This is a genomic window from Limnoglobus roseus, from assembly GCF_008254045.1.
GTDB lineage: Bacteria > Planctomycetota > Planctomycetia > Gemmatales > Gemmataceae > Limnoglobus > Limnoglobus roseus.
In genome coordinates, this window is the sequence record NZ_CP042425.1 from 6,034,209 (window position 1) to 6,049,892 (window position 15,684).

10 protein-coding genes are annotated in these 15,684 nt (G+C 64.8%); 6 read left to right on the forward strand and 4 right to left on the reverse strand.

All coding sequences use genetic code 11. The features are described from left to right. Positions 1-177 precede the first annotated feature (177 nt). Entirely contained in the window at positions 178-2,487 is a 2,310-nt protein-coding gene (locus PX52LOC_RS25425) for an AMP-binding protein (protein WP_149112720.1), read from the forward strand. Between the two features lie 7 nt (positions 2,488-2,494). Here the strand turns inward: PX52LOC_RS25425 and PX52LOC_RS25430 are convergent, their stop codons facing one another. After that, positions 2,495-3,595, reverse strand: coding sequence for a hypothetical protein (locus PX52LOC_RS25430; protein WP_149112721.1), 1,101 nt, complete (start codon positions 3,593-3,595; stop codon positions 2,495-2,497). A gap of 174 nt (positions 3,596-3,769) precedes the next feature. On the opposite strand from PX52LOC_RS25430, the gene PX52LOC_RS25435 reads away from it, so the two are divergent. Genes PX52LOC_RS25435 through PX52LOC_RS25450 form a run of 4 tightly spaced genes read left to right on the forward strand, consistent with a single transcriptional unit; the run spans position 3,770 to position 9,025 of the window. After that, positions 3,770-4,537: an RNA methyltransferase gene (locus tag PX52LOC_RS25435; protein ID WP_149112722.1), complete on the forward strand. Its 768-nt coding sequence runs from the start codon at positions 3,770-3,772 to the stop codon at positions 4,535-4,537. A gap of 32 nt (positions 4,538-4,569) precedes the next feature. After that, positions 4,570-6,294, forward strand: coding sequence for a hypothetical protein (locus PX52LOC_RS25440; protein WP_149112723.1), 1,725 nt, complete (start codon positions 4,570-4,572; stop codon positions 6,292-6,294). Between the two features lie 32 nt (positions 6,295-6,326). Further along, a complete protein-coding gene (locus PX52LOC_RS25445) occupies positions 6,327-7,724 on the forward strand; it encodes a DUF1800 domain-containing protein (protein WP_149112724.1) in 1,398 nt (465 codons plus the stop codon). A 56-nt stretch (positions 7,725-7,780) separates the two neighbouring features. Further along, entirely contained in the window at positions 7,781-9,025 is a 1,245-nt protein-coding gene (locus PX52LOC_RS25450) for a DUF1501 domain-containing protein (protein WP_149112725.1), read from the forward strand. Here PX52LOC_RS25450 and PX52LOC_RS25455 read toward each other — a convergent pair. Together PX52LOC_RS25455 and PX52LOC_RS25460 are read right to left on the reverse strand one after the other, a co-directional pair. After that, entirely contained in the window at positions 9,015-10,016 is a 1,002-nt protein-coding gene (locus PX52LOC_RS25455) for a serine/threonine-protein kinase (RefSeq protein WP_149112726.1), read from the reverse strand. The two genes, PX52LOC_RS25450 and PX52LOC_RS25455, sit on opposite strands and share 11 nt — an antisense overlap. A gap of 50 nt (positions 10,017-10,066) precedes the next feature. Beyond that, positions 10,067-11,572, reverse strand: a complete 1,506-nt coding sequence (locus tag PX52LOC_RS25460; RefSeq protein ID WP_149112727.1) for a carboxypeptidase M32 — start codon at positions 11,570-11,572, stop codon at positions 10,067-10,069. Positions 11,573-11,902: 330 nt separating this feature from the next. Between PX52LOC_RS25460 and PX52LOC_RS25465 the strand changes: the two genes are divergently transcribed. Then, a complete protein-coding gene (locus PX52LOC_RS25465; protein ID WP_149112728.1) occupies positions 11,903-12,793 on the forward strand; it encodes a hypothetical protein in 891 nt (296 codons plus the stop codon). 97 nt (positions 12,794-12,890) lie between these two features. On the opposite strand, the gene PX52LOC_RS25470 is transcribed toward PX52LOC_RS25465, so the two are convergent. Next, positions 12,891-15,638, reverse strand: a complete 2,748-nt coding sequence (locus PX52LOC_RS25470) for an MGH1-like glycoside hydrolase domain-containing protein (RefSeq protein ID WP_390635569.1) — start codon at positions 15,636-15,638, stop codon at positions 12,891-12,893. Positions 15,639-15,684 lie beyond the last annotated feature (46 nt).

Sequence of the window (15,684 nt, forward strand, 5' to 3'; positions counted from 1 at the left end):
CCCGTCCCCCAACGGGCCGCCCGACCAACTTCCCACCCCCACCGGTGTTTCGCGTCGTTGTGCGGCGGGGTATAACGGCGCACCCCTTGCTTCGCAAGCGTGAATTCTTCATAATTTGCTCGCGCCCGACGCCTCATCTCCCGTGACGCTCGCGCCCGCCCTCGATGGTTGCCAAGAATGCCAATCCTTGCCGTCGTCGCCCTGATTTTAATGGCACCCGTCGCCGCGCTCGTCGCGTTCCTCGCCGTGGCGTGGATGTTTCCCTCATTGCTCCGCACCCTGTGGTGGGTGCTCCTGCACACGCGCTACCGCTTCCGCGTTCACCACCAGGAGTCCATCCCGAAGACCGGCCCGGCGCTTCTGGTTTGCAACCACACGTGCTACATCGACTGGATGATCTTTTGGGTGAGTTCGCCGCGTCCCGTGCGGTACGTCATGTGGGCGGGGTATCAGAAGAACCCGGTCCTGCGATTCTTTCTGTCGTGGGTCCGACATCGACTCGTGTTGCTCGACAATCGTTCCACGCGGCCGCACGCCATCGCCGATTCGCTGAAAGCCGTCGCGGCCGCCCTCGACGCCGGGGAAGTCGTGCTCGTCTACCCGGAAGGCCGGCTGTCGCGCAACGGCCAGATGCTGCCGTTCGGCCGCGGAATCGAACTCGTGTTGCGAATGGCGAAGGGGGACGTGCCGGTCATTCCGGCGGCGACGACCGGCACGTGGGGCAGCTTCTTTAGCCACAAGGACGGCCCGATTCTGCGGAAATGGCCGCGATGGGGCCGACCAAAGGTGTCGGTCTGGTTCGGCCCGCCACTCTTGAACAAGCCGACCGCGACCGCAGTCCGGGCGGCCGTGACGGAAGCGCGGGCCGATCTGGCGATTCACGACAGCCGAGCGCTGCCCACCGTTTTCCATCAGTTCGTGCGGACGGCGACCCGCCGGCGGAACGTCTTCCGCCCCGGCTTTGTCGATTCCGCGACCGGCGTCGAACGCCGGCTGACGTTCGGCCAAGCCCTCGTCGCGACGTGGTGCCTGTCGAGTTGGCTACGAAGGAAACTACCGCCGGGGAACCAGCCCGTCGGCGTGTGGCTGCCGACCGGCCTCGGCTCGGCGCTCGTGAACCTCGCGCTCGGCTACCTCGGCCGGCCGACGGTGAACTTGAACTACACCGCCGGTCGGGACTCCGTCGAATCGGCCGTGCGCCAGGCCGAGTTGAAGGTCGTCATCACGGCGAAGCGGTTCATCGACAAGGTGCCGGTCGACCTGCCCGCCGGCGTGGAGTCGATCCTCCTCGAAGACGCCCTCGCCGCCATCGGCAAGCCGGCGAAGCTGCTTCGCTTCCTCGCGATTCTGACATTACCATCTTGGATCGTCGCCCGACTGATCGGCTTACCGCGAACGGCCACCGACGCGGCGCAGACGATCATCTTTAGCAGCGGCAGCACCGGCGAGCCGAAGGGCGTCGTGCTGTCGCAGCGGAACATTGCCGGGAACGTGCAGGGGTTCATCGACGGCGCGCCGATCACGGACGCCGACGTGATGCTGGCGACGCTGCCGTTCTTCCACAGCTTCGGCTACACCGTCTGCCTGTGGGCCGCGGTGTGCATCGGCGCGCGGAGCGTCTACTACCCCGACCCGCGGGCGGCAAAAGAGGTCGGCGAACTCTGCCGCAAGCACGCGGGGACGCTGATGATGGCCACGGCCACGTTCCTCCGCTTCTACCTGCGCCGCTGCGATGTCGAAGACTTCCGCACGATGAAACTGCTCATTTGCGGGGCCGAGAAGCTGCCGGTGAAATTGGCCCAGGAGTTCCAAGCGAAGTTCGGCGTGCTGCCGCTCGAGGGCTACGGGTGCACCGAGGTTTCCCCGGTGGTCAGCACCAATGTACCCGATGTGCATGTGAGCGGCGTCCAGCAGACAGGCAACACGCTCGGCACGGTCGGACAACCGCTTCCCGGCGTGGCGGCGAAGGCGTTCCACCCCGACACGCTCATAGCCTTGCCCGTTGGCGAGGAGGGCAACATCGGCATCAAGGGGCCGAACGTCATGCTTGGCTACTGGAAGCAACCCGATCGCACGGCCCAGGTGATCCACAACGGCTGGTACCTGACCGGCGACGTGGGCCGCGTAGAACCGACCGGCTTCATCCGCATCACCGGCCGCATTAGCCGCTTCGCGAAGATCGCCGGCGAAATGGTCCCGCTCGAACGGCTCGAACACGAGATGCAGGAACTCTTCGGCACCGGCGAGCGACTCGTGGCGGTGAGCGCCGTCGCCGACGAGAAGCGCGGCGAACGGCTCGTGGTACTTTATCTGCCGGAAGCCGCGTCGAGGCTGGACGCCGTTCTCGACGGGCTGGCAAGGCAAGGACTGCCGAACCTGTGGGTTCCCGACCGGCGGCACTGTTACGAGATCGCGGCCTTCCCGGCGCTCGGCAGCGGCAAGCTCGACCTGAAGGCGGTCGGCGAGTTGGCGAAGTCGTTCGCGTGAATACGACCTACGCCAGGTGCCAGTCGCCGGCGGCCCGTTGAGCTTCAACGTGCGGGCGGTAGTGGTCGCGCGACTCGGTCACGCGCCGCGACGTCAGGCAGCTCTCGGCCGACACTTCCGGGAGGATGTCCGGGGCGATGTCGTTTCGCACGAAGAAGGCGTTCAGTTGGTTCCGGTTGCAGCCGACGAGCCGATACCCCTTCTCGCGGGCCAGCTTGACGTACGCCCCGAGCGAGCAACCCACGTAGGCGGGCTTCGTCTCCGCAAAATTCGGGTACCAGTAGCCGGGGATGTTCTTGACCGTGTACGGCTCATCGGCCTTCCACCACGGCTGGTACTCCACCACGACGACGCGGGGGGAGATGCTCGTGATGTTCTTCCAAATCCAGTAGTCGATGCCGTCGAGGTCGATCGTGAGCAGGTCGATCTCGCCCTTGAACCCGTTGACGGTGATGGCCCAGTCGATGGTGTCGGGTTCGATCCACGTGTGAATGATCTTCGGCGGGCTGATTTGCGTGTCTGACCGGGAGGTGTAAAACTGCGTCGACACCCGGCAATTGTCCGCGCTGCCGTCGATTAGCATCCCGTCCCACCCGTGGTTGACGATCAGGTTCGCGGCGTTGCACTCGAACCCGACGCCGGCACACGCCTCCACCGCCCGGCGGTTGGTCGTGCCGATGAGCGAGAAGATGTAGAGGAGGATGCCGTCCTCGTCGAACTGCGAGAAGGTGCGAAAGCCGACCTCGTCGAACCGCGGCAGCGGGGCCTTCGTGCGGAGCAGTTCCTTGTACTTTTCGGCCAGCAAGATTTGGGTGCCCTTGTCCACCCGCGCCCCGATCGACAGCGTTTCGGCGGCCATCATGACCGGGTCCCGGGTCGCCGACCAGTTGGCGTGTTGGACGGCTTTCACGATCGCGTCGAAGGGCACGGCCGAGGCGAGGCCGGCGTGGAACTCGGGACTGGTGACGAAGCCCGCGAACACGGTTCGCGCGTGGGCCGCGAAGACCTCGTGGAACTCGGCACTCGCAGTGAACTCCGCGAAAATGCCGCGGACCGACCGGGCGAATTCCTCGCTATTGAGTACCGGGCGTACCGCTTGAACGATCATCTCTTTGGCGCGCCCACGTAGGCCCACACGTTCGGAGGTTGGCGAGTGATCGACCATTGGCGGTTCCTCGACGGGTCGTGCCGGATATCTCAGGGAATAAGCGTGACAGTCGTATCGACCGGGCGGGCTGGGTGACTTGCATCAATTCGAACGCCCGGTCGATAAATTACTGCCATGCTCACCAACTGCCGCGTCGTCCTTGTCCGCACGCACTACGCCGGGAACATCGGGTCAGCCGCCCGCGCGATGAAGAACTTTGGCCTGACCGATCTCGTGCTGGTCGATCCGATCGCGAACGTGACCGACCACCAAGCCCGCATGTTGGCCACAAACGGCGGGGATATCCTTGATGTGGCTCGCGTCGTACCGGACTTCTACGCGGCCGTGGCCGACTGCGGATACGTCCTCGGATCGTCCGGTGAGACGGCCGGCACACTCCGCCGCACGCTAGTCGGCACGCCGCGGGAACTGTTGCCGAAGTTCGTGCAAACACTCGCGTCCACCCGCTGTGCTCTTGTCTTCGGCCCCGAACCCCACGGACTGGCGAACGAGGAACTCGCCCGCTGTCACGCCCTGCTGGTCCTCCCCACGGCCGCAGAGTTCACGTCGCTGAACCTGGCCCTCGCAGTGGGCATCACCCTGTACGAGTTGCACCAGTTTTATCGGGAGGGAACGACCACGCCCCCGGAGGCCGCGACTCGCCCGCCGGCGGCTTACGCCGACTTTGATCGGGCGATGGCTCACCTCCATGACGCGCTGACGGACGTGCGGTTCCTGTTCGGGCAGAACGGCGAAGCCCTCATGCACGCCTTCCGGCACATGGTCGGGCGGGCGCTCCCGACGCAGCAGGAGGTGAAACTGCTCCACGGCCTCGCCCGGCAGATGGAGTACGCGGCCGACCAAATGAAAAAAGCTGAAACTCAGATGAGAGGACCGAAGTAACTTCTGGCAACAACCCGCCGAGGTCTCTCCCCATGTCGCGGATCCTTGCAGCCCTCGGATTACTCTTTCTGACCTTGCCCGCCGTTGCGGACGATGTGCCGGACCCGCTCCGCCGACTGCCGAAGGATTGCGGCTTCGTCTTCAAGATCGAGAACCCCCGGCAGTTCGTCGAAGGCGTGACGAACCTCGACGCTTATCAGGGCTTGCAGCAGTTCCCGCAGATGAAAGAGTACCTCGACTCCACGCAGGTCCGGCGGTTTTTCCAAGTTGTGAAGTACCTCGAAACCGAACTCGGTGGCCCGTGGCCGACGCTTCTGGACAAGGTCGCCGGCCGCGGCATCGCCGTCGGCTTGGCCCTGACCACCGAACCGCAACCCGCTCTCCTCGTCATCGAGGGGACCGACGCGGCGACCGTCGTGAAGGCCCACACGCTCTTTCTGGCGGCCGTTCGGGAGGAGAACGCCCGTGCGGAATCGAAGCAAGAGGTTCAACAGGTCGAGTTCGAAGGGATCTCTGTGACGCGGGTGGGCAAGGACTTCTACACCGCTCAGCGCGGGACCGCGGTGTACCTCGCGAACAAGGAGGTCGCGATGAAGGAAGGCCTGAAACTCGCGGCCGGCAAGACCCGCGAGAGCGTGCTGGATCGTGCGTCGCTAGCGGCCGCCCGGAAACTGGCGGGGCCGCACCCGGCCGCGTGGGGCTGGCTCGACTTCGCCAAGATCAAGCAGTCGCAGCAAGCGAAGGACTTCTTCGAGACGACGAAGAAGGACATCTTCCAAACCGTGATCTTCGGCAGCACGGCCGACGCGGCCCGTCGGGCGGACTTCATCACCTTGGTCGTGGACCAATCGCCGACCGGCTACGCGGTCAGCGTTCGCCTTCCCGCGAAGCGGGCGGACCTCGACCCGAACATGGCGATCCACGCCCCGATGCACGGCGAGCCCGGATCGCGTCCGCTCTTGAAGCCGGCCGGGGTGATCTACAGCCAGAGCTTCTACCTGGATCTCGGCTTCCTCTGGAGCGAGCGCAAGCGACTCTTCAACCCGGAGAACCTGAAGGACCTCGAAAAGGGCGTAGAGGGGCTGAATAAGGTGCTGCCGAACACGACCTTCGGCAAACTTCTGGAAGGATCCGGCCCATACCACCGCATCGTCGCGGCGAATACCGGCGAGAAGCTCTACAGCGTCGAACCGAGTCAGGCCATCCCGCCGGTCGCTTACGTCGGCTCGATGCGGGGCGAACAGTACGGTGACTCGATGGACTCTCTGCTCCGAGCGGGCGGGGCGCTGGCGGGCTTCCAGACCGGCTGGAAGATGAGCGAGGAGACGCACGACGGCGTGACGATTGTCACGTTCCGCTTCCCGGAAAAGGGTGAACCGAAGTTCGACGACGAGGAAAAATTGCGGTTCAACGCAGCCCCGAGCTTCGCCATCGTCGGCGACAATCTGATCGTGGGTAGCACGCCCGGTATCGTGAAACGGCTGATCCCCGAACTCAAGAAGGAGTCGAAGTCAGCCGGTTCGCCGGTTGTGTGGCGGGCATCGGGATTTGCGAACGGGGCGGGCCAACTCATCGCGTCATCGCCCGAGGCGACGGTGACGCAGGCGATTCTGACGCAGGGAATTGGGCTGGCCGAGGCGAAGGAGCAGACGCAGAAGTTCGCCGGGTGGCTCAAAACCCTCGGCCACGTTGACATCAGCATCGACCACGCGGCCGAGATGTACGAGTTCAAGATGGCCTGGACGTACGGCAAGTAACGTCGGCCGTGATCCCTTCGAGACTCTCTCTCATGGCGAACGACATCACCACCGCCTGGCAAGCGTACACGCCCACGGCCGACAACCCTTGGGATGCGAAGAAGGTCGGCCACCTCTATCGGCGGGCGGGCTTCGGGGCGTCATCGGCTGAGTTGGACGCGGGCGTGAAGGACGGCCCCGAGGTGACACTCGACCGCATGCTGAACGGCGGGCCGGCCGACGCCGACTTCGAGCAGTCGTCGGAGTTCATGGCTAGCGAGCGCAGTTTACCAGCGGGAACGCCGGCCGTGCAACTCGCGGCGTGGTGGCTCTACCGGATGCTTCGCACGCCGCACCCGCTCCGTGAGAAGTTGAGCCTTTTCTGGCACAACCACTTCGCCACCAGCATCGTGAAGGTGCAGAACGCCCGTTACATGCTCGGCCAGTACCGGCTCGTCCACCGGCACGCGCTCGGCAACTTCCGCAACCTGTTGCAAGAGATGACGCTCGACCCGGCCATGCTGATTTGGCTGGACGCGAAGGAGAGCAAGAGGGGGAAGCCGAACGAGAACTATGCCCGCGAGTTGATGGAACTCTTCACCCTCGGCATTGGCAACTACACCGAGAAGGACATCCGCGAGGCGGCAAAGGCGTTCACCGGGTACGGCATCAAGCAGGGGAAGGCGACGTTCGTCGAGAAGGAACACGACGCCGGTCCGAAGACGGTCCTTGGCAAGACCGGCGACTTCGCGGCAAAGGACGTGGTCGATATCTGCCTCGCGCAGAAGGCGTGCCCGCGGTTCCTCGTCACGAAGCTGTACCACTTCCTGTTCAGCGACGCGGAGACGCCGAAGGCCGAGTTCCTCCAACCGCTCGTGAGGCAGTACGCGGAGAGCGACTTCGATACCGGCAAGCTCGTCGCGACCATGCTGCGGTCGGATCACTTCTTCTCCGCATCCGTGTACCGTGCGAAGGTGAAATCGCCGGTCGAGTTCGCCGTCGGCATCGTCCGCGTGCTGGAGGGGAACGTCGGCCCGCTGAGCCTGGCGAACTCCCTCGAAGCACTCGGCCAAGTGCTGTTCGCGCCGCCGTCCGTCAAGGGGTGGGACGGCGGTCCCGCATGGCTCAACGGCCAGACACTCCTCTTCCGGCAGAACCTCGCCCTTGCGCTGACATCCACCGAAGATGCCCGCTTCGGTCGCCGCTGCGACCCGGCCGCGGTTCTGTCGAGGTACGACCGCCGAACCGACGAGGCGGCCATCGCCTTCTTCCTCCGCGTCTTCCTGCAAGACGATGTCTCGGCGGAAGCCCGCGAGCAACTCGCCGGGTACGCGAACAAGTCGAAGGCGACGAAGTACCCGCCGTTCTGGTCGGCCGACGACGTGACGAAACACCGACTGCGGACGCTCGCCCACTTGACCCTGACGCTGCCCGAGTTTCAACTGAACTAAAAGCCCCGAAAGCCCAGGGACGGCCGTCCCTGGGCTTTCGCCCGAGGAGAAACCCGATGGCCACTCGACGCGACTTCCTGAAATCGTCCACGCTCCTCGGGTTCGGCGGTTCGGTCCCGGCGTTCCTTGGAACGACGGCTCTTGCCGCTCCCGCTTCGTCGAAGGCCGGGGCGAAGGATACCATCCTCGTCGTCGTGCAACTCACCGGCGGCAACGACGGGCTGAACACGGTGATCCCGTTCAAGAACGAACTGTACGCGAAGTACCGGCCGACCATCGCCGTCCCGAAGGACAAGGTCTTCGGCGTCAATGCCGAAGTCGGCCTGCACCCGTCGATGGCCCCGCTCGGGCAACTACTGAATGAGCAGTCGGCGGCGTGCATCGTGCAGGGCGTTGGCTACCCGAACCCCGACCAGTCGCACTTCCGCTCGATGGACATCTGGCAGGCGGCCAGCACTGACGCGACCCTCACCGAGGGCTGGCTCGGCAAGGCGATGAAGGCCAAGCCGGTGCCGGCGTTCCACCTCGCGGCCGATAACGAGATCGCGCCGCTGGCCCTGAACGGCGCTCCCGCCCGGGTTCCCTCCGTGGCGAAACTCGAAGACTTCCAACTGAAGATCGGCGGCGCGAGCGGCAAGGACAAGAGCGACCAGAAGACCGTGATCGAGGCCGTCACGAAGGGCGAGATGACGACGGAGGGCCAGCCGAAGTTGCTCGACTTCGTCCGCCGCACGGCGATCAACACCTACGAGAGCACCGACCGCCTCCGCGAGATTGGTAAGAACTACGAGCCGAAGGTGCCGTACCCGGCGAGTGCGTTCGCCAACCGGCTGAAGCTGGCCGCCCAACTGATCGACGCCGGCATTGGAGCGCGGCTGTTCTACGTCTCGCTCGACGGCTTCGACACGCACGCGGGGCAGGGCGGGGCGGCGGGCAACCACGCGAACCTGCTCGCCACCGTCGCGGGCGGCATCTCGGCGTTCTACCGCGATCTGTCAGCCCGCGGCCACGGCGACCGCGTGTGCGTGATGACCTTCTCAGAGTTCGGTCGGCGGGCGAAGGAGAACGGCAGCAACGGCACCGACCACGGCAGTGGCGCGCCGATGTTCCTGGTCGGCGGCAAGGTGAAGGCCGGCGTCGTCGGCGATCACCCGAGCCTGGAGAAACTCGCCGACGGCAACCTCGTCCACTCGACCGACTTCCGCCAGATCTACGCGGCGGTACTGGAGAAGTGGCTGGGCGTCGATCCGAAGCCGATCCTCGGCGAAAAGTTCAAGCCGCTCGACGTGTTCAAAGCGTAGCCGTTTCGACCGCCTTCGCGAACGCCTGCCGCAGTTCGCGGCCGTTCTGCGGGCGGTCTTCGGGCTTCTTCCCCAGCATCCACAAACACAGGTCGCTGACCAGCGGCGAAACCTCCGGGTTCACCTCCCGCGGCGGTGTCGGCACGGCCGTCAGGTGCTGAAGGATCATCTGCATCCGGTTACGGCCTTCGAACGGCAATTTGCCGGTGAGCAGTTCGTAAAACGTCACGCCGAGCGAGTAGACGTCCGCCCGCAGGTCCACGTTGCCCGCATCGCGGGCTTGCTCCGGCGAGATGTACGCCGCCGTGCCGGCCAACTCCGGGGTAGCCGCGCCTTCCAGCAGCTTCAGGATGTCCGACTTCGCAAGGCCGAAGTCGATCAGCTTCGCGACGCCGTTGGTGCTCACGAGGATGTTGTCCGGCTTGATGTCCCGGTGAACGATCCCCGCCCGCCACACGGCTTCCAACCCCTCGATCACCTGCCCCATCAGGTACAGCGTCCAACCCAGGGGGAGTGTCCCCCCGGAGCGGACGAGTTCGCCGAGCGGCCGGCCGTCGACGTACTCCAACACGAGGTACGGCCACCGCGGGTCGAAGCCGAAGTCGATGAACCGCACCACCCGGGTGTGATTGACGCGGGCGAGCGCCGCGGCTTCCGCCCGCATCTGCTTGAGGGCGGCGTCGCGGTCGTACACGTTCCCCCAGTTGACGATCTTCATGGCGACGGGCGTCTCGTTCGCCTCGTCCCAGGCGCGGAAGACGTAGCACGACACGCCCTGGCCGAGCAGGTCTTGGAGGCGGTACTGCTGCACGCGGTCGCCGGCCGCGGGGACGGGGTGCGTCGTCGGAAGGGGGGTGTTGCGGCGCGGGGCGGGGGGGCTGATCGAAGTCGTGTCGGACGTTTGCGCGGAGGCCGTCCCGGTCACGTCGTCGGACGGATCCTTCGGGCGTGCAGGCCGGGGCAGGCCGATCTTGGGCGGCGTGGGGTTCATCTGGTCCTTCACGACCAAACGGGGCGGCAGAGCGTTTCCATCATCTTAATCTAACTGACTTCATAGAGCGGGAAAAATTTCGCCTTCAACTGGTCGAGGAACGGCTGCACTCGCAGCGGCGTGCCGGTCACGCGCTCGCACAACGCGCCCGCCCGGTAGTGACGGCCGTGGTGGTGAATGTTCGCAATCAGCCACTCGCGCAGGCCGCGGAAGTCGCCCTGTCGCATCGCCGCGTCCACGTCCGGCAGTTGGTTGCGGGCGGCGTGCATGAACTGCGCGGCGAAAAGGTTGCCGAGCGTGTACGTCGGGAAGTAACCGATGCCGCCGAAGCTCCAGTGGATGTCCTGCAAGCACCCCTCGCGGTCGGACGGCGGGGTCAGGTCGAACATCGCCCGGAACTTCTCGTTCCACGCGGCCGGCAGGTCGGCCACCAGCAGGTCGCCGCTCATCAAGGCCAACTCGATCTCGAACCGCAGGATGATGTGCAGGTTGTACGTCGCCTCGTCCGCCTCCACGCGGATGAACGACGGCCGCACTTCGTTGATCGTGAAGTGGAAGGCGTCGGCCGACACGTCCCGCACGCTCGGGAAGGTCTGTTGCAACCGCGGGAAGAAGTGGTCCCAGAACGGCCGACTGCGGCCTACGAGGTTCTCCCACAGCCGCGATTGCGACTCGTGGATGCCGAGCGAACACGCCTGGGCCGTCGGCTCGCCGTAGCGGTTGGCCGGCAGGTTCTGCTCGTACAGGCCGTGCCCGGCTTCGTGCAGGACGCCGAAGAACGCCTCGTTGAACGCCTTCGGGTTGTACCGCGTGGTGATCCGGCAGTCGCCGGGGCCGAAGCCGGAACAGAACGGGTGCGTTGTGGTGTCCAACCGCCCGGTGTGGAAGTCGAAGCCGATGGCCGCCGCCGCCGATTCCGCGAACAGGTGCTGCCGGTCGGTCGGGAAGTCGCGTTGAAGGATTGTGGCGTCCGGTGTCTTCGTTGCACCGCGAATCTGGCGGATGATGGGCACGAGGCCGGCCGACAGTTCCGCGAATAGGCTTCGGATCTGGCTCGACTTCGCACCCGGTTCGTACTCGTCGAGCAGGGCGTCGTAGGGGTGTTCCTGCCAGCCGACGAACGCGGCCTCTTCCCGCTTCAGCGCGACGATCTGTTCCAGAAACGGGGCGAATCGGGAGAAGTCGCTCTTGGCCCGCGCCTCGATCCAGGCTTCGTTCGCCTGGGCCGTCACGCGGGCGAGTTCTTCCACCAACCGCGGCGGAATCTTCACCGCCCGGTCGTAGGCGTGCCGCAGTTCGCGGACGTTCGAGGCCTCCACCGAATCCGCCGGCCGTGGTTCGGCTTCGACTTGCCCGAGAAGTTCACCGACCCGCGCGTCGGTCGCCTGCTTGTGGGCCAACGTCGCAAGGAGGGCCAACTGCTCGCCGCGAAACGCGGCCCCGCCCTTGGGCATGTACGTCTGCTGATCCCAACCGAGGACCGACGAGCAGGAACCGAGAAGGGCGACCTGCCGCGAGCGGTACATCAGATCGGCGTAAGGGGAGAGTGTGTTCATCCCCATATCCTAAGAACGGCTTCGATCACTGGACGCTGATTGTAGTGGGGGCAAGAAATGTCCGGCACGCACCCGCCCTCACGCCGATCGGTTAACGAGGTGGGTCTAGACATCGCTTGAGACACGCCGCCCCAGGGTCGATAAGCTGTCTACCACGCCCCGAGTTGCGGTGCGGTGAATCGTACATCATTGGTCCGGTGATGTGATACGGTTCCACCCAATCAGCGGTCACTCACCCGCGATTCCATCGACCAACCGAATCAGCCGCCAGGTTACGGTCGGACGCGTCGGACCATCTCACTAAGGATAGCGCAGATGCACAAGGTTTGGATGGCGACGATTGCTTTCTTGGCGGTGGTCCTACCTGTCACGGCAGAGGACCCAAAGGTAGAGGCGGACAAGTTGGTTGGTGTGTGGGAGGTCGTGAAGTCGGGCACGGCCCCGGCCGGTAGCACCATGGAGTTCACCAAAGACGGCAAGTTCAAGTCCAAGTTCAAGGGACAGACGATCAGTTTTGACGGCAAGTACACGCTCAAGGGGAACAGTCTCACACTCGACCCGCTCGGGTTTTCCGTGCCCGTCAAAGAACTGACGGCCGACAAGCTCGTGGTGGAGGACCTCGGCGGCAAGACGAACACCGAGTACAAGCGGCAGGGCAAGGCCGGCAAGTCCGACAAGCCTGAGACGAGTACCGCCGCAACCGGTAAGTCTCCACCCGACGGGTGGAAGGCGGTCACTCTGGAAGGCGGTCGGGCATTCGTGCCGAAGGCGATCACCTTTCACAACTCGTCGTCCGACGGCCGCACGGTGAACGGCGTCCGCACGAGTACGTCGTCCGAAACATTTTCGCTGGCCGGCGATGTCGAGTTGACGTTGGCGGTGGTGATCAAGCCGGCGAAGGAGGGCGAGAAGGACGCCAAGCCGTTTGCCCCGTTCGCGGCGGCCGACAAGAAGGCCGGCGGCACGCCGAGCAAGATCACGGACTTCTCCGGGGACGAGGTGAAGGGGCGGACGTACACGAACGAGACGAAGGACAAGCTGTACGAGCGCAAAGCCCTGTTCCAGGGGTCGGACGGTCGCATCTTCGTCCTGACCGTTTCGGCGAAGGACAAGGCGAAGACGACGAACGCAACGGCCGACACGTTCTTGAAGAGCCTCTCGCTTGACACCGGCAAGGCGAGCGAGTCGAAATCGGCCGAGCCGAAGAAAAAGAAGAAGTGAGATCGTTCGAGTTGTCCGTTAGCGAGGACGAGGAGTCATCCCTCCTCGCTAACGGGCGTGCCGATACCAGCACCCATTTTCGCTTCCCATCGACCTATCACGCCTGACAGCGGATGACCGCCCGCGCCGCGCTCCCGCATAGGTCGGTGAACACGCTCTCGCTCGGGAGCAGCAACTTGGCCACCAGGGCCGTCCAGCCGGTCTGGTGGCTCGCGCCGAGGCCCATCCCGGTGTCGCCGTGGAAGTATTCGTAGAACGGCACGTGGTCGCGGAAGTGCGGGTCCGACTGGTGCGTTTCGTACCACCCGTTCACCGGCCGCCGGCCGTCCTGGTCCTTCAAGAAGATGCGCGTCAGGCGGGAGGAAATCTCCTTCGCCACATCGAGGATACTCATAAAGTTGCCGGATCCGGTCGGGCACTCGACCTTGAAATCCTCGCCATAGTAGTGGTGGAACTTGTGCAGGCTCTCGACGATCAGGTAGTTCATCGGGAACCAGATCGGGCCGCGCCAGTTCGAGTTGCCGCCGAACGCCGGGATCGTCGATTCTGCCGGTTGGTAGTCCACCTTTAGCACTTCGCCGCTGACCTCGAATGTGAACGGCCGGCCCTTGTGGGCCTTCGACAAAGAGCGGATGCCGAAATCGGAGAGGAACTCGCCTTCGTCCAGTACGCGGCGGAGGAGCTTCTTCATCCGGTGGCCGCGGAGTAGCGACAGCAACCGGCGTTCGCCGCGGCCGCCCTCGAACCATCGGGAAACGAGGGTGGACAGGTCGGGGCGGTTCTCCAAAATCCACCGCATCCGGGAGGCGAACTTCGGCACCCGGGCGAGTAGTTCCGGTTCCAGCACTTCCACCGCGAACAGCGGGATGAGGCCGACCATCGAGCGGACCCGCAACGGCTGAATCGTGCCGTCGGGTAGGGTGAGTTCGTCGTAGTAGAACAGGTCTTGCTCGTCCCACAGGCCGATGCCCTTGCCGGCCATGTCGGTCATGGCCCGGGCGATGCCGAGGAAGTGTTCGAAGAACTTGATCGCCATGTCCTCGTACACGTTGTCGTGCAAGGCGAGTTCGAGGGCGATCCGCATGAGGTTGAGGCTGTACATCGCCATCCACCCGGTGGCGTCCGCCTGGATGATGTACCCGCCCATCGGCAGCGGCCGGCTGCGGTCGAACACGCCGATGTTGTCGAGGCCGAGGAAGCCGCCCTGGAAGACGTTCCGCCCGTTGGCGTCCTTGCGGTTCACCCACCACGTGAAGTTGATCGTGAGCTTGTGGAAGATTCGCTCCAGGAAGGGAATGTCCCCCTTGTCGCCGCGCTGCTCGCGGTCGATCTGGAACACCCGCCACGACGCCCAGGCGTGGACCGGCGGGTTCGCGTCGCCGAAGTTCCACTCGTAGGCCGGCAACTGGCCGTTCGGGTGCATGTACGACTCGCGGAGGAACATCAGGAGTTGTTCCTTCGCAAACGCCGCGTCCACCGTGGCGAGCGGGATGGTGTGGAACGCGAGGTCCCACGAGGCGTACCACGGGTACTCCCACTTGTCCGGCATCGAGACGATGTCGGCGTTCTTCAGGTGCTCCCAGTCGACGTTGCGGCCGCGGTTGGTTTCGCACGTGTTCCGCATTCGCTCGCGCGGCGGCGGCGGCGAGCCCGAGTCGCCGTGCAGCCACTGCCACACGTCGTACTCGAAGTACTGCTTCGTCCAGATCAGCCCCGCGATGGCCTGGCGGTGGATCAGTTTCGCGTCGTCGTCGGCCATCCCGTCTTGCACTACCGCGAAGAACTCGTCGGCTTCGCGGGCGCGGTCACTCATCACGTCGTCGAAGTCGGCGAACGGCGAGTCGAGGTTGTCCTCGGTCGTGTGCCGCAACCGGACGCGGACGGAGGCGAACCCGCCGGGGGGCAGCGTGAACTGGTAGTGGCCGGCGGCCTTCGTGCCGGTCCGCTCCGGGTTCACCGCGGCGGCGTTCCCCTGGACGACGGCTTCGTTGATGCCGTCCTTGAAGTAGCCGGCCTTGTTCACCCGGTAGAGCTTCGGCTGGTTCGTGTCGTTATCGGTGAACAGCAGGTTCGGCGTGCCGTCGAAGTGGCAGACGTACTCGTCCCAGTCGAAGTGCAACAGGCGGATCTTCTGCCCGTCGGCCGAGATCGCCGGCCGCAGCGCGTCCTCGGTCCAGGACCACGTGTTGCGGTACCAGACCTGCGGGATGACGTTCAACTCGGCCGTGTCCGGGCCGCGGTTGATGACGTTGATCCGCATGAGCAGGTCGGTCGGCGAGGCCTTCGCGTACTCGACGTACACGTCGAAGTACTTGTTCTCGTTGAACAGGCCGGTGTCGAGGAGTTCGAACTCGGGCTCGGTTCGCGACCGCCGCTTGCTCTCGGTGGCGAGCCAGCGGTAGGGGAACTCGGCCTGTGGGTACTTGTAAAGGTACTTCAGGTAGCTGTGCGTCGGCGTGGCGTCGAGGTGGTAGTAGAGTTCCTTCACGTCCTCGCCGTGGTTGCCGCCCTCGTTCGGGACGCCGTAGAGCCGCTCCTTCAGGATCGGGTCTTTGCCGTTCCACAGGGCCAGGGACATGCACAGACGCTGGCCGGCGTCGCTGACGCCGGCAATGCCGTCTTCGCCCCAGCGGTAAGCCCGCTTGTTGGCGTGGTCGAACGGGAAGTAGTCCCAGGCGTTGCCGTCCGGGCTGTAGTCTTCGCGGACGGTCCCCCACTGGCGGTCGGACAGGTACGGTCCCCAGTTCTTCCAGGAGGCCGTGCCGTCGTTCGCTTCCTGGAGGCGGCGGTGTTCGGCAGTCACGTTGGTCGGATTGGCCACGGGCAACTCCGGGAACATGGACATTCTGAGGTGACAATACCGTTTTCGCGTAAGGTATTCATCTCAAATA